The organism is Virgibacillus necropolis, assembly GCF_044793635.1.
GTDB lineage: Bacteria > Bacillota > Bacilli > Bacillales > Amphibacillaceae > Virgibacillus_F > Virgibacillus_F necropolis_A.
On the sequence record NZ_CP084992.1, the window covers coordinates 2,158,665 to 2,180,841 of the forward strand.

Consider the following 22,177-nt stretch of genomic DNA (forward strand, 5'->3'; position numbering starts at 1 on the left):
AACTTTAGTAACAACCTGTTGAAAAACACATTTCGATACCGTATTCTAAGTAACAATTAGTGTAACCTTATATATAAATTATACGCATATAACGTATGCCAAAAAATTACAATTAGGAGGATAAAGATGCGCAAGGATAAGTTTGTTAAAGAAGGATTAACGTTTGATGATGTATTGTTGGTACCAGCAAAGTCAGAAATACTCCCTAAGGATGTAGAACTAAAAACAAAGCTTTCAGAAAACATAAAGCTAAATGCTCCGTTCATTAGTGCAGGCATGGATACTGTGACAGAAGCAGAAATGGCTATAGCAATGGCACGTCAAGGTGGATTTGGTGTCATACACAAAAACATGTCGATTGAAGATCAAGCAGAACAGGTTGATCGTGTAAAACGTTCTGAAAGTGGTGTTATTACAAATCCTTTCTTTTTAACTCCTGAACATCAAGTCTTTGATGCTGAACATTTGATGGGAAAGTTTCGCATCTCTGGAGTCCCAATTGTAAATAATCAAGAAGAACAAAAGCTTGTAGGTATTTTAACTAACCGTGACCTACGTTTTATTCAGGATTATTCCATATTAATTCATGAAGTAATGACAAGTGAAAACCTTGTAACAGCACCAGTTGGAACAACGCTTGATGGAGCTGAAAAAATTCTGCAGCAATATAAAATTGAAAAATTACCACTTGTTGATGATGATGGTGTATTAAAAGGATTAATTACGATTAAAGATATTGAAAAAGTGATTGAATTTCCAAATGCAGCTAAGGATGCACAAGGAAGATTATTGGTAGGAGCGGCTGTTGGTGTAACAGTTGATGCCATGAAACGAATTGAACATCTGGTAAATAGTGGTGTAGATGTAGTTGTAATCGATACAGCACATGGCCATTCACAAGGTGTACTAGAGCAAGTGAGACGTGTAAGACAAGCTTATCCAGATTTAGATATTATCGCAGGAAATGTTGCAACCGCTGAAGCTACGCAAGAATTGATTGAGGCTGGCGTAACGATAGTAAAGGTTGGAATTGGACCTGGTTCTATTTGTACTACACGTGTAGTAGCAGGTGTTGGAGTTCCGCAGATCACTGCTATTAATGATTGTGCAATGGCAGCTTCTGAATACGGTGTTCCAATCATAGCAGATGGTGGAATTAAGTATTCTGGAGATGTTGTTAAAGCCCTGGCAGCAGGTGCTCATGCTGTTATGCTTGGTAGTATGTTTGCTGGTGTTTTAGAAAGTCCTGGCGATACAGAAATTTTCCAAGGCAGACAATATAAAGTCTATCGGGGAATGGGATCTGTTGGAGCGATGAAAGCAGGCTCTAAGGACCGCTATTTCCAAGAATCAGAAGAAACGAAAAAGCTTGTACCAGAAGGGATCGAGGGACGAGTTGCATATAAAGGACCACTTGCAGATACAGTTCATCAACTGATTGGTGGATTACGGGCAGGAATGGGATATTGCGGAACAGCTACTATTACGTCTTTACGAAATGATGCGCGATTTATTCGCATTACCAATGCTGGTTTACGCGAGAGTCATCCACACGATGTTCAAATTACGAAAGAAGCACCAAATTACTCGGTATAAATATTATACAATTTAATGTCGTTATGTAGGTGAAATATCCTAGTAGAAAAAATAGATAGGGAATATTCCCCGTCTATTTTTTTGCTGTTTTATGTGGTAAACTATCAAAGATGCATACAAAAAAATAGATATACATATCGTGACTTTTCCAACAAAATTGAGGGTGAAGTCTGATTTAACAGGTGGAGGTAGAGAAAGTGAAACACAACGTAAAGAGAAATTTGTCATTATTGCTCGTAGCATTTGTAATGATGGCAACGGTATTCGTACAACCTTTGGCAACACAGGCAGCAAAGACAGTTGAACTTGAAGCAGAATCAGCAATTTTAGTTGACGCAGAAACAGGGAAAATCTTATTTGCTAAAGATGCTGATATAGCACTACCACCAGCTAGTATGACTAAAATGATGACCGAATACCTTGTATGGGATGCGATTGAAAGTGGTCAAATCAGCTGGGATACAAAAACGAAGATCAGTGACTACGCGTATAGTATTTCTGCAAGCCCACTCCTTTCAGGAATTGGATTGCGTCAGGATAAAGAATATACGGTAAAAGAATTATATGATGCGATGGCGATTATCTCTGATAATGGTACTACAATTGCACTTGCTGAACTAATCGCAGGATCAGAAGGCGATTTTGTAAAAATGATGAATAAAAAAGCAGAGGAAATGGGATTACCAGATTATAAATTTGTTAATTCTACAGGCCTACCCAATTCCTTGTTGGGTGAAAATGTACCAGAGGGAACAGACCCAAATGCGAATAACTTATTATCCGCAAGATCTGCAGCGTTACTTGCATATAACCTTATTAATGATCATCCAGAAGCATTAAGTGTATCAAGTCAGATCTCTTTAGACTTCGAAGGCTATAAAAATGTCGAGAATTTAAACTGGATGCTGCCACATAAAGCAACATTCTTACAGCAATTCAACTACAAAGGTGTAGATGGTTTAAAAACCGGTCATACAGATATTGCTGGATATTGTTTTACAGGAACAGCAGAACGGAATGGGCAACGTCTTATTTCTGTTGTAATGAAAACGGATAGTAAAGCAAAGCGTTTTCATGAAACCGCAAAACTTTTCGATTATGGTTTTTCAAATTTCGAAACAAAAGAATTATTTGCTAAAGGCCATCAAGTAGATGGTCAAGAAGCACTTCCTATTGCCAATGGAAAAGAAGAAACAGTTGAAATTGCTACCAATAAAGCTATTAAAGTACCTGTACAACAGGGACAAGCAGAGAAATATACACTAAAATATACGATAGACAAAGAAAAGTTAAACAAAGATGGGGAATTAACTGCACCAATCGAAAAAGGGGAAAAGATTGGCACTGCAGAATTAATCTTTGAAGGCGAAAATGATTTTGGTTATATATTTAACGCAGAATCGAATAAAACAGTTGATATAATAGCACAGGATTCGGTAGAAAAAGACAATTGGTTTATGCTGATTCTAGGTTCAATTGGCGATTTTTTCAGTAATTTGTTTTCTACAATTGTTGACACTGTTAAAGGTTGGTTCTAAGTAGTATAATAATCTAAACTAAAAAGTTTCAGAAAAATAGGGGGATTTACGAATGACAAATACAGGAACAGAACGTGTAAAACGTGGAATGGCAGAAATGCAAAAAGGCGGCGTGATCATGGATGTTGTGAACGCTGAACAAGCAAGAATCGCAGAAGAGGCAGGAGCAGTTGCTGTAATGGCGTTAGAACGTGTTCCATCTGATATCCGCGCTGCAGGAGGAGTAGCCCGTATGGCTGGTCCTGAAATTACAGAACAAGTAATGAATGCAGTATCGATTCCTGTAATGGCAAAGGCTCGTATTGGTCATATTGTTGAAGCACGCGTATTGGAATCAATGGGTGTAGACTATATTGACGAGAGTGAAGTATTAACTCCAGCAGATGATGTATTTCATTTAAATAAATCAGATTATACGGTTCCGTTTGTTTGTGGATGTCGTAACCTCGGGGAAGCTGCACGTCGAATTGGTGAAGGTGCTTCCATGCTTCGCACAAAAGGTGAACCTGGTACAGGAAATATTGTCGAAGCAGTTCGTCACATGCGCCAAATTCAATCAGAAATCCGTCAATTATCTGCAATGTCTAAGGATGAAGTTATGACATTTGCTAAAAATATCGGTGCTCCATATGAGCTATTACTACAAATCCGCGAAGAAGGTCGCCTGCCAGTTGTTAACTTTGCTGCAGGAGGAGTTGCGACGCCTGCTGATGCTGCATTAATGATGCAACTAGGTGCTGATGGAGTATTCGTTGGATCAGGTATCTTTAAGTCAGATAATCCAGCTAAATTTGCAAAAGCTATTGTTGAAGCGACAACACATTACACAGATTACAAGCTAATTGCTGAGCTTTCAAAAGGCCTAGGTACTGCTATGAAGGGTATCGAAATGAGCACGTTAGATGCATCTGATCGTATGCAAGATCGTAGCGAATAGAAAGAAGGAATTGGTATGACAACAATTGGTGTACTTGCACTTCAAGGTGCAGTTCGCGAACATATTCGTTCTGTCGAAGCATCTGGTGCAAAAGCAATTGAAATTAAACGTACAGAACAACTTGAGCACATCGATGGATTAATACTTCCAGGTGGAGAGAGTACAACGATGCGGCGCTTAATTGATAGCTATGGGTTTTTCACAGCACTGCAGGAGTTTGGCAAAAAGGGCAAACCTATTTTTGGTACCTGTGCTGGATTAATCCTGATGGCTAGTAAAATAGAAGGTCAAGATCATGCTCATTTGAGTTTGATGAACATGAAAGTTGCACGAAACGCATTTGGTCGCCAGGTAGCAAGCTTTGAACAGGAACTCGCGATTAAACATGTAGCTGATGATTTTAATGCAGTATTTATTCGGGCACCATATGTGGTCGAAGCAGGGGCAGAAGTAGAAGTTCTGGCAACTCATCAGGATCGAATTGTGGCAGCGAAACAAGGTCACTATTTGTGTACTGCATTTCATCCGGAGTTGACCGATGATAACCGTTTTGTAGAATATTTTGTCAAAATGGTGGAACAATCTGTAGAAACACTTGCATCTTAATAAAAAGTTATGTATGATATATCATAATAATTTAAACAGTAATGCAAGGAAATAGTAACAGTGGAGCTTTCTGAAGAGAGTCGATGGTTGGTGTAAATCGATGTTAGTTACCTGCGAATCCATCCTTAAACTGGTTTACTGAACACTAAGTAGGTGAACCCGGGTTAAAACCGTTAACATTTTCGAGCCGGAAGAGTTGATCTCTTCAATCAGGGTGGCATCGCGGGAATTATACTCTCGTCCCTATTTTTGGGACGGGAGTTTTTTGTGATTTTAAAGGGGGATGCTGTGGGGGAGTGTATCGGCCGATATATTTTATAATTGGCGGATAAATGCTTATCCCAAGGCAATGAATCCAATTTATGCAACACAACACTTTATCAATTTTTAAGGAGGAGTTCAAACCATGTTAGACATGAAGTATTTACGTACTAATTTTGAAGAAGTAAAAACGAAACTTGCACATCGCGGGGAAGATTTATCTGAACTAGATAGGTTTGAGGAACTTGATGCCCGTCGCAGAGAACTAATCGCTGAAACAGAAACATTAAAAGCGAAACGCAACGAAGCATCTAAGCAAATTTCTGTTTTAAAAAAAGAGAAAAAGGATGCAGAACCAGCAATTAAAGAAATGCGTGAAGTTGGGGATCAAATCAAGGTTCTGGATACGGAATTAAAAGAAATTGAAGTGAAATTGGAAACAATGTTACTATCTATCCCAAACCTTCCTCATGAGAGCGTACCAATCGGAGAAGATGAGGATGAAAATGTGTTGGCACGTGCGTGGGGTGATGTCCCAAGCTTTCCATTTGAAGCACAGCCTCACTGGGATGTTGCGACTAATTTAGAGATTTTGGACTTTGAAGGTGCAGCAAAGGTTACAGGAAGTCGTTTTGTTTTTTATAAAGGACTTGGAGCTCGTTTAGAGCGTGCATTATTAAACTTTATGATGGATTTACATGCAGATGAGCATGGATATGAAGAAATGCTACCTCCATATATGGTAAATCGCACAAGCATGACTGGTACTGGGCAACTACCAAAGTTTGAAGAGGATGCCTTTAAAATTGCTGATTGGGATTATTTCCTAGTGCCAACTGCAGAGGTTCCTGTAACAAATTATCATCGTGATGATATTTTACGTAATGATGATTTACCAAAAAAATACGTGGCATTTAGTGCATCTTTCCGTTCTGAAGCGGGATCTGCTGGAAGAGATACACGTGGATTAATTCGCCAGCATCAATTCAACAAAGTAGAACTGGTTCATTTTGTGAAACCAGAAGAGTCATATGATGTGTTAGAAGAGTTAACAGGGCATGCTGAGAAGGTTTTACAGCTGTTGAAATTACCTTATCGTGTAATGAGCATGTGTACGGGTGATTTAGGCTTCACTGCTGCTAAAAAGTATGATATTGAGGTATGGATTCCAAGCCAAGATACCTACCGTGAGATTTCTTCTTGCTCTAACTTTGAAGATTTCCAGGCAAGACGTGCAGGTATTCGTTTTAGACGTGAAGAAAAGGGTAAACCAGAATTCGTTCATACTTTGAATGGATCTGGACTCGCAATTGGCCGTACGGTTGCAGCAATCTTGGAAAACTATCAGCAAGAAGATGGCACTGTAGCAGTGCCTGAAGTGTTACGTCCTTATATGGGTGGGAAAGATGTAATTAAATAAACTATACTAAAAACCTAGGTCCCTATATTGTGGTACCTAGGTTTTATATATATTTCAACCACTTCTTTATTTCATTTGGCAAATAAATTTATTAAAAAATCTTCCACAGATAATTGACAAGCTATTTTTACCATGATATATTAGTACTTGTCGATTACGGAGGTATACCCAAGTCTGGCTGAAGGGATCGGTCTTGAAAACCGACAGGCGGGTCAAACCGCGCGGGGGTTCGAATCCCTCTACCTCCTCCATTTATTAAATAAGTGAATAGATATATACATACTTAAAACCGTTACTAATTTGTAGCGGTTTTATTTTTTTACTACTTGACATTGGGATTACGTGGAAGTATAGTATTCTAAATCGCATAACTATAAAAAACAATGAACAGGCCAAGTAAATGATTGTCTACACTGAAGAGAGTGGAATTCATCGGCTGAAAAATTCCATCGTTGTAGCATTATTGAATCCTACCTGGAAGTCGTTAGATAAAAGCTAACCGCAGCTTATTCTGCGTTATCAATGTAAAGTGGGCAGTAATTTGCCAACTAAGGTGGTACCGCGGATATAAACCCCAATCCGTCCTTTTTGTGAAGGACAGATTGGGGTTTTTTGATTATAAAGGAGGTAAAACCATGTTGAATAAAATTTCATTTGTCGGCGCAGGGTCAATGGCGGAGTCTATTATTGCTGGAATTGTAAATGAAAGGCACCTGCATCCAGAACAAATTTTTGTTACGAATAAAGACAACGAAGAAAGGTTGAAACGTTTAAAAGAACGTTATCAGGTGCAATGTACAACAGATCGTCAAGCAGCAATAACAGATGCAGATATGATTGTTTTATCAATGAAACCATATGATTTAAATGATGCTGTTGAAGCAATTAAGGCACATATCAAACCAAATCAAGTAATTGTTTCTGTGTTAGCCGGTGTATCAATTGCATCTATTTCCACTATTGTTGGAGATGGAGTACCAGTCGTTCGTACGATGCCGAATACATCTGCGTCAATCGGTTACTCTGCAACGGCTATCGCAAGGGACATTACGGTAACCGATGAACAGTTAGATGAAATTGTTTCACTTTTTAACACGATTGGAACAACTACAATTATAGATGAAAAAGATATGCATACAGTGACAGGACTTTCCGGAAGTGGACCAGCGTATATCTATTATTTAGCGGAAGCTATGGAAGAAGTTGCAGTTCAGACTGGATTAGATAAAGAAACCGCACAGGAATTGATCATGCAGACGATAACTGGTGCAGGAGAAATGTTGAAGCGTTCTGGTGATTCAGCAGAGGTTTTACGTAAAAAAATTACAAGTCCAAACGGTACAACCCAAGCTGGGCTTGAAACGTTGGATGAGTTAAATTTTCAAAAGGCAATTAAGGAGTGTGTGAAAAGTGCACGCGAACGTTCTATTGCGTTAGGGGAAAAAAATAAGTAAATTAAAAGAGGTAGTTCATTTTGACTAGTGAATGAACTACCTCTAACTTTTATTTTCTTACCAGTTCTCTTGTTTTCCATTTTCTTGATTGTTGAATAAAATGGCCAACTTTTTCCAGAATTGGTTCGATGGATTCTTCTTTTTTCATTAAATCGTAATCTGAAATTTTGATTCGCAGTATCGGACAAGAATTAAAATTGTTAATCCAATTTTCATATCGTGTATACATTTCTTCCCAATAGCTTAATGGGGTGTTCTTCTCCATCTCACGGCCGCGGACCTTGATGCGATCCAATACTTCATCAAGTGTACCCTCTAAATAAATCAATAGATCCGGATGTGGGAAGTACGGTGTCATCACCATTGCTTCAAAAAGATTGGTGTATGTCTCATAGTCGATTTTTGACATTGTTCCATTTTCATAATGCATTTTTGCAAAAATGCCTGTGTCCTCATAAATAGAACGGTCTTGGATGAACCCGCCGCCATATTCAAATATTTTCTTTTGTTCTTTGAATCGTTCTGCTAGGAAATACACCTGAAGATGAAAGCTCCATCGTTCAAAGTCATCATAAAATTTTCCCAAATAAGGATTTGATTCAACTTTTTCAAGTGATGTTTTAAATTGTAGTGCATTTGCTAGTGCATTTGTCATCGTTGATTTACCTACACCAACCGTTCCGGCAATAGTAATGATACTATCGTTCGGAATATGATACTTCTCACGTAAATTCATTATTTTGTCCCCTTTATCGTTGCACTGTTGCTTTATGATTGTTTAAATGGCTTTCCACTTGTTTGATGATCGTATTTAAATCTTCCTGCTGCTTCACAAAATCCATTTCGTCACCATTGATTCGGATGACAGGGATATCAGGATGCAATGCCTCAAACTGATTCATATAATCCTCGTAATCGCTTGCTAACTGTGCCAGGTAGGAAGGCTTAATATTCTGCTCAATTTCACGTCCGCGTTGTTTGATCCGTGAAAGAACTGTATCAAGGCTTGCATGTAAATAAATCATCATGTTTGGAACTGGCATATCTTTTGTTAAAATATGATAGATTTGCTCGTATTTTTCAAATTTATCCTGTTGTAATGTACGTTTTGCAAAAATCATGTTTTTGGATATATGATAATCGGCAATAACCGCTTTATGTTCATGTAAGTATTTTTTTTCGATGTCTTCTAATTGTTTAAATCGATTGCATAAAAAGAACATCTCTGTTTGAAAACTCCACTCGTCAATGTCATCGTAGAATTTTCCTAAAAAAGGATTTTCTTCCACAATTTCTTTTAATAAATGGAAATCAAAATGGACAGATAATTTCTTTGCTAAGGATGTTTTCCCAATGCCAATTGGTCCTTCTATGGCAATGAACGGAACCTCTGCCATGTGTATTCCCCCATTCAATGTCTAGATTATCGACAGATGTACTTTATTTTATCATAACCTAGTAGTCTAATCCATATAGATAGAAGAGTCTTTTCATCCTGGTAAAAATTTTGTATAATAGAGAATGCACGTTAAAATTATGCCCCCGTAGCTCAGGGGATAGAGCATTAGTTTCCTAAACTATGTGTCGCAGGTTCGAATCCTGCCGGGGGCACTTTTATTACTTTCCTTCAAAAAACTCATTAGCTGGAACTGGCGGTCATACGATCCGCTATTTCTATTAAAACAGTGATTTTGAGCAGGTATACGGCCATACGATCCCCTATTTAACATATATCAAAGTAAAATAGGGGTATTCATTCCAAATAGGGACCCTGGTGTCCGTTTAACACCGTAATATTGATTGTTTTCTATAAATAAGGTATCTGGTGTCCGCGAAAATTGGAGTACGAGTTATACTGCAATTTTAATGGATATTAAACCGAAAATACTACTATACCAGCAAAAAATGACCATCAAATTAACAAATTGATGGTCATTTTACTTTACAATTTTAATGGTTGCATTTCTTTCGAATTCATTTCCCAAATAAAACCTTAAAAAACTTCCACATCTACTTTTGCACGTTCTCCGGTTATTTATATATTTACCTCAGGCTGTTTTGCGATGTTTAGCATTTTTCACATTATTCTATGTTAATTACTTTAAAAATCGGACGTGATGTTCTAAAATAGTAAATAGTTACCTAAATAGTTTAATTATTTTTAATTGCATGTTTGTAATCGGTTTCAAAAAAAGATGATGAGGTGATTTGGATGGAAATGCAACGTATACCTGCGCGAGAAGGAAATCATAATTTACAAGACTATGATCAAGAGCGTTCGGGATTCTCGTGGGAAGCTATAAAAAAGAACTTTAGCTGGAATGAAACTGGAAAAGTAAACATTGCGTACGAGGCAATTGATCGTCATGCGGAAAATCCAGATAAAAAAGATAAAGTAGCATTATTGTATTCATCGCCAGACCGAGAGGAACAACTAACATTTGATGATATTCGTAAGAAAAGTAATCAGTTTGCAAATGTACTAAAAAGTTACGATGTGAATAAAGGGGACCGTGTCTTTTTGTTCCTACCGCGAACTCCTGAATTCTATGTAACATTCTTTGGTATTTTAAAAACAGGTGCTATTGCTGGGCCGTTGTTTGAAGCATTTATGGAGCAGGCCGTTCGTGACCGTTTGAAGGACAGTGAAGCAAAAATGCTTATTACAACCCCAGAGCTTTTAAAACGTGTTCCACAGGAAGATTTACCGGATCTTGAAAAAATTGTTCTTGTTGGAGAATCAAACGAAACAGGAGATAAATATATTCAATATGCGGATGAAATGAAGGATGCATCTACTGATTTTAATATAGAATGGGTCGATTTAGAAGATGGTATGGTGCTGCATTATACGTCAGGATCAACTGGTAAGCCTAAGGGCGTCTACCATGTTCACAATGCCATGGTCCAACAGTATGCAACAGGCAAATGGGTTGCAGATTTAAATGAAGATGATGTTTATTGGTGTACAGCGGATCCTGGCTGGGTAACCGGAACAAGCTACGGAATTTTTGCACCATGGTTAATAGGTGTAACGAACGTCGTCCGTGGAGGGCGCTTTAGTCCAGATGATTGGTACGGTACAATTGATAAATATAATGTAACTGTCTGGTATACAGCACCAACAGCGCTAAGGAAATTGGTAAGTGCTGGTGAGGAAAAGGTGAAAAATCATGACTTTTCATCACTTCGTCATATAATGAGTGTTGGCGAGCCGCTAAACCCTGAAGTTATTGTATGGGGATTGAAAGCATTTGATATGCGTATCCATGATACATGGTGGATGACAGAAACTGGAGCGATGCTAATCGTGAACGTACCTTCTATGGAGATGCGTCCAGGGTCAATGGGTAAACCAATTCCTGGAGTTGAAGCAGCGATTGTTGATAACGAAGGGAATAAGCTCCCACCAAATCAAATGGGTAACCTTGCAATTAAAGAAGGATGGCCTGCAATGATGCGGAAAATTTGGAACAACCAAAGTAAGTTTGAAAGTTATTTTGTGAATGGATGGTATGTATCTGGCGATAGTGCTTATATGGATGAAGATGGGTACTTCTGGTTCCAAGGACGCTTAGATGATGTTATTAATACGTCTGGTGAGCGAGTAGGTCCTTTCGAAGTAGAAAGTAAACTAATTGAGCATCCAGCTGTTGCAGAAGCGGGTGTCATTGGTAAACCGGACCCAGAGCGTGGCGAAATTATTAAGGCCTTTATTACACTGAATGACGGCTATGCAGATTCAGATGAGCTACGTGAGGAAATTCGTCAATTTATCAAAACAGGCTTAAGTGCTCATGCGGCACCACGTGAATTGGAAGTAAAAGACTCCATTCCAAAAACGCGCAGTGGTAAAATCATGCGCCGTTTGCTGAAATCCTGGGAACTAGGATTACCAACGGGCGATACGTCAACATTAGAAGAATAGATTATTCAAAAAGGGGTGCCAACTTGGCACCCCTTTTGAATGTTATGAAATAATCCTATCCAGCGGTAATGCTTGATGCTGGTCCAAAGAATTCATAATTAATATCATTATCGTCAACACCGAATCCTTTTAATACACGGTACATTGCGCGCATAAATGGAGCTGGTCCACAGAAATAGAAGGATGCATCATTTGTTGGTATAACAGATTTGATCCACTGTTCATCAATATATCCTTCTTTGTCATGGTTCTTCATTAATTTATCTTCATTAGATGGGCGATCATAGATAACATAAGATGACACCTGGCTATGTTTTTCGGAAATTTCTTTTACTGCATCACGCATCGCATGGACATTACTAGATTGTGCAGCATGAACAAAGAATACCTTGCGTTCCGGTTGCTGTTTAACAACACTTTCAAGCATACTAATCATCGGAGTTAGACCTACACCACCACTCATTAATACTAATGGACGGTTATCTGTTTGATCGAGAACAAAGTCACCAGATGGCGCAGTAATTGGGAGGATGCTACCAGTATCCAAATTTTCATGTAAATAGTTGGATACAATACCGGCTGGTAAATGATTGATTGCATCCTCGCGTTTTACACTAATTCGGTAATATCCTTCATCAGGCGCACAAGATAAACTATACTGGCGCAAATGAACATGTGGTTCTCCTTCAATTTCTGCTTTTACAGTAATATATTGTCCGGGTTGAAAAGCTGGGAATGGATTGTTGTCAGCAGGTTCCAGGTAAAATGATGTAATGACATCACTTTCTTTTACCTTTTTAGTTACTTTGAAATTACGAAAGTCTGTCCATCCTCCAACTGTATCTGTCATTTCTTTATACATATTTTTTTCTATCTCAATGAATACAGATGCAATAACACCATACGCACGTTCCCATGCGTCAAGCACATCTGCATTTGCTGCGTCACCAAGCACTTCTTTCATAGCCAGCAGTAAGTATTTACCTACGATAGGATAATGTTCAGGTTTTATATTTAAACTTTTATGTTTATGAGAAATTTGCTTTACGGTCGGAATAATTGTTTCTAATTGATCTATATGATAGGCAGCTGCATAAACAGTATCCGCTAATGCTTTCGATTGATCCCCTTTTCGTTGGTTCGTTTGATTAAAAATATTCTTAAGTTCAGGGTGGTTTTCAAACATGCGTTGATAAAATACTTTTGTAATTTCTGCGCCATGCTCTTCTAAAACTGGGACGGTAGCCTTTATTATCTCAATTGTATCTTTATCTAGACCTGTTTTTGTTTCTGTTACCAAAACAAACACTCCCTTTAATTATTAAACATGTATTTTGTATACATGTTTTTTGTATAATCAAAGGATAGCACGATTTAATAGGAAATACAGTACATTTTCTGTTACAATTTTGTTAACGATTTTGATGAGGTGTATTGCTATGCAATTGAAAAAATATACAGACTACGCATTACGTGTGTTGATCTTTACAGGGACAAAGGACGCGGATCAACTAGCTAGTATAAAAGAAATTTCAGAAACATTCTCTATTTCGCAGAACCATTTGGGTAAAATTGTATTTGAGTTAAATAAACATGGATATCTGGATACAGTAAGAGGGCGAAATGGCGGAATTCGTTTGGCGAAGCCACCTGAAGAGATGAATGTAGGTGAAATTGTTCGTAAATTTGAAGATGATTTTATGATCATGGAATGCTTTGATAAATCAAGGAATCAATGTGTCATCACGCCGGCCTGCAAGTTAAAACATGCTTTAAACGAAGCGGTGCAAGCATTTTTACAAGTTCTTGATCAATATACTGTTAAGGATTTAATATCCAATGGCAGTCAATTAAAAAGATTAATGGGGATCAATTAAAGAAATGTTTTAATTTTAACCAGGTGGGAAAACTCATCTATGTATCAACTTCTAAAGGAGCGGATAACGATGGTTAAAACAATAGCATGTGTTATTACAGACATGTTTGAAGATGTTGAATATACAAATCCTGCTAAAGCATTCAAGGATGCTGGGCATAAGGTAGTATCAATTGAAAAAGAAAAAGGTAAGAAAGTAACCGGTAAAAATGGGGAAGCTTCAGTAACGATTGATGAAAGCATTGATGATGTTAATCCAGATAACTATGATGCATTATTCATTCCAGGTGGTTTTTCACCAGATCAGTTGCGTGCAGACGACAGGTTCGTAGCATTTACGAAGCATTTTATGGATGTGAAAAAACCTGTATTTGCAATCTGCCATGGGCCACAGTTGTTAATTACAGCAAAAACATTAGAAGGTAGAATGGCAACAGGTTATAAATCTATTCAAGTAGATATGGATTATGCTGGAGCTAAGGTAAAGGACGAAGAAGTGATTGTTTGCAACAATCAATTAGTGACAAGCAGACAACCTGATGATATTCCAGCATTTAATCGAGAAGCATTAAACTTATTGAAATAAATGTAAAGGCCACGTGAACGAGAAGGCACTCACGTGGCCTCTTTATCGATAAATATTACTCTCTTTTCACTATGTTAAAGTTCGATTGTAAAAGTAGCCAGTTTTGAGGAAATGCTAATCCTAGCTTCCAGTAGCTAATGCCAAGTAAATTTAGCTCCTTTATCATGTCAAACTTAGCCTGAATGGATCTAGCATCCTCAAACCATACTTCGTGTTTATTTCCCTGGGAATCAAAATAGGTGAAAAAAGGGGCTTGTGCTTCTTGATCGTATTCAATTGCAACATTTTGTGTACGCGCTAAAGTGATTGCCTGTTGAGGGCTTAGTGCTTCTGCTAATTCTCCACCTTCCACGTATGGCAATGTCCAATCATAGCCATATAAGTTTTGACCGAGTAAAATTTTTTCAGAAGACATGACGGATAATGCAAAGTCAACAACTTTACGCACTTCATCTATTGGTGAAACGGGAAGGGGCGGGCCACCGCTATAGCCCCATTCGTAAGTCATCAACACGACAAAGTCACAAATTTCACCATGTACGGCATAATCATGAGCCTCGTACCACGCGCCTTCTTGTGTTGCGCTTGTTTTTGGAGCAAGAGCAGTCGACATGAGTAATCCTGCCTGCGATAAGCGTTCCTTCGCTTTTCGCAAAAAGTTGTTATATGCCTCGCGATCTTCAGGTGGTAAAAACTCAAGATCAAAGTGGACATCCTTAAAACCGACTGTTGATGCGATATTTACAATGCTATCTAACAGCTTGTTCTGTACAGCTTGAACCGTTAAAATAATGTGCCCAAGTTCTGCACTAAATTCGCCATTTTCCAGATTGGTTACAGCAAGCATTAGTGTTGTATTGTTACTATCTGCAATCGTTTTGAAATTATTTAATGGGGGAGCGTTTAGTGTGCCATCTCGGTTGATGGTATAACTAAACGGTGCTAGATAAGTTAAGAATGGTGATAATTTTCTGGCTGCGGTTTCCAACGTATCAGATACTGTGTCGCCGTATGGCTCAATATATGCATTTGAAACAATGTTTGGTTGTGGTTGAGGTGGAACTGGAATGTATAATCGGAATCCCACAGGCAGCATGTTCCCAGCTGAAATATTGTTAACTTGTGCTAATTCCTGATAAGGTATACCAAATTTTTGAGCAATTGAATATAAGCTATCCCCACTTTGGACAAAGTAAAATTGTCCAACAATTGGAATCACGAGTGCCTGCCCAACTACAAGCGTACCTGGTGCATCTAATTCGTTGGCATTAATAATTGTTTCCATTGGCGTGTTGTATGTATTTGCTATGTTAAAAATTGTATCCCCTTGTTTTACAACATGAATCTGCATAAATAAACCCTCCTCTAACCGATGTCTATTATCAAGGTATGAAAAGGGTTGCAGATATATGCTTGTATAAAAATGTATAAAATTTTTGTGCTTATTTGCTTAGGTCCAGCAGTAGCACCGTTATAAAGGCTCTGTTTTTGCATTCATAACCGATCGCATCAAGTATAAGGCGTATTCATTACCTTGTTTTTCATTTGAAGCTGTACAATTTTCAGGTACCTGAAGCGAGTACTCATACATATAAGCATCCTTAGCTGTGAACAAAATACAAATGTCACCAGCAATACCGGCTAATATAAGGTTTTTTTTGCCAAGTTGAAACAATAGCGACTGTAGCGGAGTTTGGAAAAAGGCAGAGTGCTTGGGTTTAATTAAAAAGTAATCATCATCATCTGGTTTCATTGCTTCGATTATTTCTCGATTCATTTCATTTTTACAATGATCCGTTAGCATATGATAATCTGCTTGCCACATGCCATAATGATCATTAACATAAATGACAGGGACATCATTATCCTTGGCATACCGTTTAAGTTTTTTTAAATATGGTAAAATTTCTATTGTATGCTCGACTAGTTTTTCTCCACGTTCGAAGTTAAAATCATTAATAATGTCAATAAAAATAACAGCAGTATTTTGCAAGGATTGTTCCATGAATATGCTCCTTCTCTGTATGTTCTTATACTATTCTTATCCTAAACAGGATTTTTAAAACTTTTTAAGGCGGTGTGATTGATCATGGACGACGTATATATGCAGGAAGCGATAGCACAAGCATTACATGCAAAAGAAAAAAATGAAGTGCCGATTGGTGCTGTGATTGTCTTTAAAGATGAGGTTATCGCAACTGGTTATAATGTTCGTGAAACAGTACAGTCTACATTATCCCATGCTGAATTAATCGCAATTCAGGAAGCCAATGAAAAAATTGGAAGCTGGCGTTTGGAGGATTGCACACTGTATGTCACGTTAGAACCATGCCCGATGTGCGCCGGTGCTATCGTTCAATCAAGAATCAAGCGTGTTGTATTTGGTGCTTTTGATCCGAAAGCAGGGTGTGCGGGATCTTTAATGAATTTATTGAATGATAACCGTTTTAACCATCAAGTAGAGCTTACGACCGGGGTAATGGAAAAAGAATGCAGCCAATTGCTGACTAACTTCTTCCAAAAGCTGCGAATGAGGAAGCGAAACGGTCGAAAAACAGAATGACAGTTGGTATATCATCTGCCATTATTTCACAAGCCTGATTCTTACCCGGTTTCCTATTGCAATCTTAACCCAAACTAGTTATAATGGAACTTGCCGTGCTAGGTGGGGAGGTAGCGGTGCCCTGTACTCGCAATCCGCTATAGCGGGACTGAATTCCTACCTGAGGTATGACGACATTATGGTCTGCCGTAAGGGATTGGTGTTGACGCTCAGGTCCTGCGCAATGGGAACTCATGAATTCTGTCAGGTCCGGAAGGAAGCAGCAGTAAGTGATCATTCCCGTGTGCCGCAGGGAAGCCTAGGCCGAGCCATGAACTTATGTAACGCATAGGGTCGCCATATCGATGGTAGGTGCACGGTATTACATAAACAGCAAAGCCTTTGTCAGTATTAACTGGCAAAGGCTTTTTTTACAAGGAAAGAAAGCATAAAACTTTGGCGTTTATCTGTCTAGCTCCAGCGCCTAGCCCCTCGAGGTTTTAAGTCAAATCTCTTTGTGATAAAAATCATCACGAAGAGATTCGTCTTAAACTTGTCGGGGCTGACCAAGGCGCTTGCGCTTTTTTAAATTAAGTTACAATAAACTTACCTCAATGGTTCACATTCACCCCCTAATTCGGGTATAATTAGATAGAAATAATAAAGGGGAACAGCCATTATGAGCTATCAAGCATTATATCGCGTATGGCGTCCGAAGAATTTTACGGATGTTGTGGGACAATCACATATAACACGTACATTGCAAAATGCGATTGAGCAGGAAAAGTTTTCGCATGCATACCTTTTTTCAGGCCCTCGCGGAACTGGAAAAACGAGTGCTGCAAAAATTTTCGCCAAAACGATTAACTGTGAAAAAGCACCCGTTCGAGAGCCTTGTAATGAATGTGCGGCATGTCGTGGTATCCAGAATGGATCGATTTCGGATATCATTGAAATGGATGCTGCTTCACACACAAGTGTTGAAGATATTCGTGAAATTCGTGACAAGGTAAAATATGCATCAAGTGTCGTTCCCTACAAAGTGTACATTATTGATGAAGTACATATGATATCTGTTAATGCCTTTAATGCATTATTAAAGACGCTAGAGGAACCACCAAAGCATGTAGTGTTTATTCTAGCGACAACGGAACCACACAAAATTCCATTAACCATTATTTCAAGGTGTCAGCGATTTGATTTCAAGCCAATATCAAGTCAAGCAATCGTGGAAAGAATGCATGCAATTATGGAACAGGAACAAGTTTCTGTTTCACCAGAAGCGTTTGAAACAGTAGCTTTAGCAGCTGAGGGTGGAATGCGTGACGCGCTAAGTATCCTGGACCAGGCAATATCGTATAGTGGAGAAAGTGTTACATTACAAGATGTTCTTGCTGTAACAGGAGGCGTTTCACAACAAGTTCTAACGGATATCGTTCAAGAAATGTATGAACAAAATGTACAAAAGGCATTAAAACTTTTAGACGATATAATTCAAAATGGAAAAGATCCAGGAAGATTTGTATTTGATCTTATTTATTTCCTGCGGGATCTATTGCTTTATCAGAGTGCCCCATCACTTGAGGGTATTTTAGAGCGAGCCATGATTGATGATCGATTTAAAGAACTAGCAGGGCTTGTGACTGTTGATTGGATTCAACATGCAATTATGGAACTGAATCAATGTCAACAAGAGATTAAATGGAGTAACAGTCCGAAAGTCTTTATCGAAATTGCAATTTTAAGTCTATCAATGAACGAGACAAAGCAAGTTGCGAACACGGAATCTGTACACACAGCGGTTAATGATGAAGCGCTTCACAAACTGGCAAACAAAGTGGATATGCTTGAAAAAGAGCTGCAAAAGTGGAAAAACCAGACACCTGCAACTAACACTGCTTCACCTAAAGAAACGAGGCGAACACAACCTAGAGCATCTAAAAACGGTTATAAAACGCCTTATGAAAAAATTCGTCACGTCTTACAGGCAGCTGAGAAGGCTTCATTAAAACAAGTTCAATCTCAGTGGGGGTCATTTTTAAATGCGTTAAAGACGACAAATGCACCTGCCCATGCGACGATTCAAGATAGTAAACCTGCTGCAGCATCAGATAAAGCCCTCGTTGTTGCATTTAAATATGAAATACATTGCTCCTTGTTTTTAGACAATCAGGAGACCGTTGAATCAGTTTTAGCAAAATCAATTGGAAAAGAATTAACGATTATTCCTATACCAGAGAATAATTGGCAGGAATTACGAAATGAATATATAAATAAACAAGAAACAAATACAACCAATCAACAAGAAGAAACTGCTGATCCGCTTGTAGAGGAAGCACGAAAACTTGTTGGTGATGACTTGTTAGAGATACATGATTAATAGAAAAGCGGAGGCGGCAGCTTCTAGGAGCCGCAGCTAGAAAATAAACAAACATATTAGGAGGAGTTACAATGAAAGGTAATATGGGAAACATGATGAAACAAATGCAGAAAATGCAAAAGAAAATGATGGCAGCACAAGATGAATTACAAGAAATGACGTTTGAAGCATCAGCTGGCGGTGGAATGGTAACTGTTTCAGCTAATGGTAAAAAGGAAATTACAGATGTACAGATTAAAGAAGAAGTTGTGGATCCAGATGATTTAGATATGCTTCAGGATTTAATCCTAGCTGCAACAAATGATGTACTAAAGCAAATTGAAGATAAAACAAACGATACTATGGGACAATTCACAAAAGGAATGAATATGCCTGGAGGAATGTTCTAGGAGGCACCTTGATGTATTATCCAGAACCGATTTCTAAACTGATTGACAGCTTTACAAAATTGCCAGGGATCGGACCGAAAACTGCAGTCCGACTGGCTTTTTTTGTTATTAATATGAAGGATGATGATGTACTTAATTTTGCTAATTCATTAGTAAATGCAAAGCGTGAGCTTACACATTGTTCTAACTGTGGTCATATAACAGACCAGGACCCATGCTCGATATGTCAGGATCAATCACGTGATCAATCGATTATTTGCGTGGTACAGGATCCAAAGGACGTAATCGCAATGGAAAAAATGAAGGATTTCAGAGGGAAGTACCATGTGCTTCACGGTGCTATCTCACCTATGGATGGTATTGGTCCAGAGGATATTAACGTACCTGATTTAATTAATCGTCTAAAGAAAGAAGATGTAGACGAATTAATTCTAGCTACAAACCCAAACATCGAAGGGGAAGCAACGGCGATGTATATTTCACGCTTAGTCAGACCATCTGGCATTCGTACAACACGAATTGCTCATGGGTTACCAGTTGGCGGCGACTTGGAATATGCAGATGAAGTAACTTTATCTAAAGCGCTAGAGGGACGAAGAGAATTGTAGGAGTTAGGTGAGAGCATGGGAAAAAAACACAAAAAAAAGCACGTTGATGAAAAGCTGCTTGATACAATTTTTGTTCTAGAACGAGAATGGAAGAGTATAGAATCAATTGTTGCGAAAAGTATTGAGCCAACCACCACAGTGATGAATAAAGAGAAATCTGCACAGGCAAAATATTTATTCTTACTTCGCGAGGCTAGGCACCGAAAAATTAGTGCCATTCGTTATGATTAATATACGATAATTTGGTCTTTTTCCTTGTTTCTTTTCATATGTAGTAAAAAGGGACAAGGGAAGGAGTAGGTCATGTTGAGTTCAACATTGGTCATTTCTATACTGGTTGGATTGATTGTATTGGTTTTATTAGTCGGGGCCCCAATCAAGCCTATGCGTATAGTTGGACAAGGTGTGGTGAAATTAGCAATTGGTGTCTTGTTTTTGTTTTTCTTAAATGTATTTGGTGGTGCAATTGGCCTTCATATACCTATTAATCTTTTTACAACTACAATTGCCGGTTTCTTAGGCGTTTTTGGTTTGGCCTCTCTGACAGCCATTCATATTTTTCTAATTGTGTAGTGTAGTACAGACACATTTTCAGGTATTTCCTCATATACTTAATTTAGAAAGTTTCATTGATTAAAAGAATCTATGTATATATTCGTTAGATTAGGAGAGACTAAACTAACGGAGGTGGGGAAATGAAATCAACTACTATTGCAATGGAATGCTGTGGCATTTGTGAAGAAGAAAAAGAAAGAGGAATTCATTTATACACACTTTTTATCTGCTGTGAATGTGAACAAAATATTATTCATACTGAGCCAAGGGAAGAAAAGTACAATTATTACCTACAAAAATTAAAAAATATGAATCAACCAAGATTATATTCATAGTTAAACATAAGCCTTCTGCGTAATTGTATGCAAAGGCTTTTTTTGTTTGCAAATTTGATGGTTTTTCTTCGCCTATCTTGGTAATCTAATGAGTAAGATAATGACGGTTTGGCACAATATGATAAGTGGGTGGAAATAAAATTTGCAGCAGATGAAAGGAGTAAAACATGAAAGAGCTTCTAGGACTATTAAAAAAAGGTAGTAGATCCGCTTTATGGGCAAGTATCATGAACGCGGTTATTGCCATTATAAAAGGTATTACCTTTTTTATCACAGGGAATGTAGCGATGTTTGCTGAATTGATGCACAGTATTGGAGATTCAGCTAACCAATTTTTTGTATTCATTGGATCAGCTTTAAGTAAAAAGGCGCCAACTGACCGTTTTCCAGGGGGCTTTGCGCGGTTGGTAAATTTAGTCTTACTTGGTGCTGTATTGATTGTCGGAATTTTGGCTTATGAAACGATTGTAAAAGGGATTCACCATATCATGGAACCTCCTGAATCAGGCTCATGGTTTTGGCTGAACATCTCTGTTCTAGGGGTCGCTGCAATACTGGAGTCTGTCGTTTTGGTTAAAGCGATGAAAGAGATAACGGAGGACTTATCTGGTGATGATATAAAGGGATTTAGTATCGTGACAGAGAGCTTTAAGAACGTAGGTAAGGCAAAGCCAGCGACTAAGTTAGTATTTTTAGAAGACCTCGTTGCTACACTTGGTGCGCTGATCGCAATGGTAGCCATTATCATTGGAAGATATACACCGTTCATTCAAGCAGAAGGTTATGCTTCAGTTATCATCGGACTTATGTTGTTCTATGTTGTGGGACGTATTTTCCTTGATAATGCTGCTGGTGTTTTAGGTGTTTCAGATGAAGATATGGAGAAAAAGATCGGTGAGCTAGTATTTTCGGAACCTGATGTTAAAGACATAAGGACATTAATGGTTATCAGAGAAGGCGATGAATTGCATGTTGAATTAAAAATAGAATTTGACCCTGACAAGACAGTAAAAGAGGCAGATAAAATTCGTGATAATATTGAGAAAAAGATTTTAGACGAAAAAGGTGTAACAGAAGTAATCATTGAATCTGATGTTGACGATCAAGTTCAAAGCTGGAATAAGGCCAAGAAAGAAGCGGAAGATAAATCTTAAAAAAGGGGTACA

At 38.2% G+C, this 22,177-nt stretch carries 22 protein-coding genes, 2 tRNA genes, 1 other RNA gene and 2 other annotated features; of the genes, 20 read left to right on the forward strand and 5 right to left on the reverse strand.

Annotated features, from left to right (window positions below; genetic code table 11):
- The first annotated feature begins 126 nt into the window (after window positions 1–126).
- The 7 genes from guaB (at window position 127) to proC (ending at window position 7,812) form a co-directional block, all read left to right on the forward strand.
- Window positions 127–1,596, forward strand: coding sequence for an IMP dehydrogenase (gene guaB / locus LG329_RS10335; RefSeq protein ID WP_404450755.1), 1,470 nt, complete (start codon window positions 127–129; stop codon window positions 1,594–1,596).
- A 197-nt stretch (window positions 1,597–1,793) separates the two neighbouring features.
- Complete coding sequence (locus LG329_RS10340; RefSeq protein WP_404450756.1) at window positions 1,794–3,134, forward strand: serine hydrolase; 1,341 nt, start codon at window positions 1,794–1,796, stop codon at window positions 3,132–3,134.
- 52 nt (window positions 3,135–3,186) lie between these two features.
- Window positions 3,187–4,071: a pyridoxal 5'-phosphate synthase lyase subunit PdxS gene (gene pdxS / locus LG329_RS10345; RefSeq protein WP_404450757.1), complete on the forward strand. Its 885-nt coding sequence runs from the start codon at window positions 3,187–3,189 to the stop codon at window positions 4,069–4,071.
- 15 nt (window positions 4,072–4,086) lie between these two features.
- A complete protein-coding gene (pdxT, locus tag LG329_RS10350; protein WP_404450758.1) occupies window positions 4,087–4,677 on the forward strand; it encodes a pyridoxal 5'-phosphate synthase glutaminase subunit PdxT in 591 nt (196 codons plus the stop codon).
- Window positions 4,678–4,709: 32 nt separating this feature from the next.
- Window positions 4,710–4,925 (forward strand) — a binding site (T-box leader).
- 158 nt (window positions 4,926–5,083) lie between these two features.
- Window positions 5,084–6,358, forward strand: coding sequence for a serine--tRNA ligase (gene serS / locus LG329_RS10355; protein ID WP_404450759.1), 1,275 nt, complete (start codon window positions 5,084–5,086; stop codon window positions 6,356–6,358).
- Between the two features lie 158 nt (window positions 6,359–6,516).
- A tRNA-Ser gene (locus tag LG329_RS10360) sits at window positions 6,517–6,609 on the forward strand.
- A gap of 123 nt (window positions 6,610–6,732) precedes the next feature.
- Window positions 6,733–6,948: a binding site (T-box leader), on the forward strand.
- A gap of 45 nt (window positions 6,949–6,993) precedes the next feature.
- Window positions 6,994–7,812 carry a pyrroline-5-carboxylate reductase gene (proC, locus tag LG329_RS10365; protein ID WP_404450760.1) on the forward strand — a complete coding sequence of 273 codons (819 nt, stop codon included), beginning with the start codon at window positions 6,994–6,996 and terminating at the stop codon, window positions 7,810–7,812.
- Window positions 7,813–7,861: 49 nt separating this feature from the next.
- On the opposite strand, the gene LG329_RS10370 is transcribed toward proC, so the two are convergent.
- Together LG329_RS10370 and LG329_RS10375 are read right to left on the reverse strand one after the other, a co-directional pair.
- Window positions 7,862–8,548 (reverse strand): deoxynucleoside kinase, encoded by a 687-nt coding sequence (locus tag LG329_RS10370; RefSeq protein ID WP_404450761.1) that lies wholly within the window; start codon window positions 8,546–8,548, stop codon window positions 7,862–7,864.
- 13 nt (window positions 8,549–8,561) lie between these two features.
- Window positions 8,562–9,209 carry a deoxynucleoside kinase gene (locus tag LG329_RS10375; protein ID WP_404450763.1) on the reverse strand — a complete coding sequence of 216 codons (648 nt, stop codon included), beginning with the start codon at window positions 9,207–9,209 and terminating at the stop codon, window positions 8,562–8,564.
- 141 nt (window positions 9,210–9,350) lie between these two features.
- On the opposite strand from LG329_RS10375, the gene LG329_RS10380 reads away from it, so the two are divergent.
- Both LG329_RS10380 and acsA read left to right on the forward strand, forming a co-directional pair.
- Window positions 9,351–9,423 (forward strand) — tRNA-Arg (locus tag LG329_RS10380).
- A 601-nt stretch (window positions 9,424–10,024) separates the two neighbouring features.
- On the forward strand, window positions 10,025–11,740 hold the full coding sequence (acsA, locus tag LG329_RS10385) for an acetate--CoA ligase (protein ID WP_404450764.1): 1,716 nt from the start codon (window positions 10,025–10,027) through the stop codon (window positions 11,738–11,740).
- 55 nt (window positions 11,741–11,795) lie between these two features.
- On the opposite strand, the gene hmpA is transcribed toward acsA, so the two are convergent.
- The gene (gene hmpA / locus LG329_RS10390) at window positions 11,796–13,040 is read right to left on the reverse strand and encodes an NO-inducible flavohemoprotein (protein WP_404450765.1); all 1,245 of its coding nucleotides are present in this window, start codon (window positions 13,038–13,040) and stop codon (window positions 11,796–11,798) included.
- A 139-nt stretch (window positions 13,041–13,179) separates the two neighbouring features.
- On the opposite strand from hmpA, the gene LG329_RS10395 reads away from it, so the two are divergent.
- The gene (locus LG329_RS10395; protein ID WP_404450766.1) at window positions 13,180–13,617 is read left to right on the forward strand and encodes an Rrf2 family transcriptional regulator; all 438 of its coding nucleotides are present in this window, start codon (window positions 13,180–13,182) and stop codon (window positions 13,615–13,617) included.
- Between the two features lie 69 nt (window positions 13,618–13,686).
- A complete protein-coding gene (locus LG329_RS10400; protein ID WP_404450767.1) occupies window positions 13,687–14,202 on the forward strand; it encodes a type 1 glutamine amidotransferase domain-containing protein in 516 nt (171 codons plus the stop codon).
- Window positions 14,203–14,257: 55 nt separating this feature from the next.
- Here LG329_RS10400 and LG329_RS10405 read toward each other — a convergent pair whose 3' ends face one another.
- Window positions 14,258–15,553 (reverse strand): LysM peptidoglycan-binding domain-containing protein, encoded by a 1,296-nt coding sequence (locus LG329_RS10405; protein ID WP_404450768.1) that lies wholly within the window; start codon window positions 15,551–15,553, stop codon window positions 14,258–14,260.
- Window positions 15,554–15,673: 120 nt separating this feature from the next.
- On the reverse strand, window positions 15,674–16,207 hold the full coding sequence (locus LG329_RS10410; RefSeq protein WP_404450769.1) for an isochorismatase family cysteine hydrolase: 534 nt from the start codon (window positions 16,205–16,207) through the stop codon (window positions 15,674–15,676).
- Between the two features lie 84 nt (window positions 16,208–16,291).
- On the opposite strand from LG329_RS10410, the gene tadA reads away from it, so the two are divergent.
- From tadA to LG329_RS10455, 9 genes are all read left to right on the forward strand, one after another.
- Window positions 16,292–16,765 (forward strand): tRNA adenosine(34) deaminase TadA, encoded by a 474-nt coding sequence (tadA, locus tag LG329_RS10415; RefSeq protein ID WP_404450770.1) that lies wholly within the window; start codon window positions 16,292–16,294, stop codon window positions 16,763–16,765.
- A 93-nt stretch (window positions 16,766–16,858) separates the two neighbouring features.
- Window positions 16,859–17,124, forward strand: an RNA gene (gene ffs, locus LG329_RS10420) — signal recognition particle sRNA large type.
- A 299-nt stretch (window positions 17,125–17,423) separates the two neighbouring features.
- Window positions 17,424–19,124, forward strand: a complete 1,701-nt coding sequence (gene dnaX / locus LG329_RS10425) for a DNA polymerase III subunit gamma/tau (protein ID WP_404450771.1) — start codon at window positions 17,424–17,426, stop codon at window positions 19,122–19,124.
- A 71-nt stretch (window positions 19,125–19,195) separates the two neighbouring features.
- Complete coding sequence (locus LG329_RS10430; RefSeq protein WP_404450772.1) at window positions 19,196–19,513, forward strand: YbaB/EbfC family nucleoid-associated protein; 318 nt, start codon at window positions 19,196–19,198, stop codon at window positions 19,511–19,513.
- 11 nt (window positions 19,514–19,524) lie between these two features.
- The gene (recR, locus tag LG329_RS10435; protein ID WP_404450773.1) at window positions 19,525–20,121 is read left to right on the forward strand and encodes a recombination mediator RecR; all 597 of its coding nucleotides are present in this window, start codon (window positions 19,525–19,527) and stop codon (window positions 20,119–20,121) included.
- Window positions 20,122–20,136: 15 nt separating this feature from the next.
- A complete protein-coding gene (locus LG329_RS10440; protein WP_404450774.1) occupies window positions 20,137–20,352 on the forward strand; it encodes a YaaL family protein in 216 nt (71 codons plus the stop codon).
- A 75-nt stretch (window positions 20,353–20,427) separates the two neighbouring features.
- Window positions 20,428–20,694 carry a pro-sigmaK processing inhibitor BofA family protein gene (locus LG329_RS10445; RefSeq protein WP_404450775.1) on the forward strand — a complete coding sequence of 89 codons (267 nt, stop codon included), beginning with the start codon at window positions 20,428–20,430 and terminating at the stop codon, window positions 20,692–20,694.
- A gap of 122 nt (window positions 20,695–20,816) precedes the next feature.
- Window positions 20,817–21,011 (forward strand): sigma factor G inhibitor Gin, encoded by a 195-nt coding sequence (locus LG329_RS10450; protein WP_404450776.1) that lies wholly within the window; start codon window positions 20,817–20,819, stop codon window positions 21,009–21,011.
- Window positions 21,012–21,178: 167 nt separating this feature from the next.
- Window positions 21,179–22,165 carry a cation diffusion facilitator family transporter gene (locus tag LG329_RS10455; RefSeq protein WP_404450777.1) on the forward strand — a complete coding sequence of 329 codons (987 nt, stop codon included), beginning with the start codon at window positions 21,179–21,181 and terminating at the stop codon, window positions 22,163–22,165.
- Window positions 22,166–22,177 lie beyond the last annotated feature (12 nt).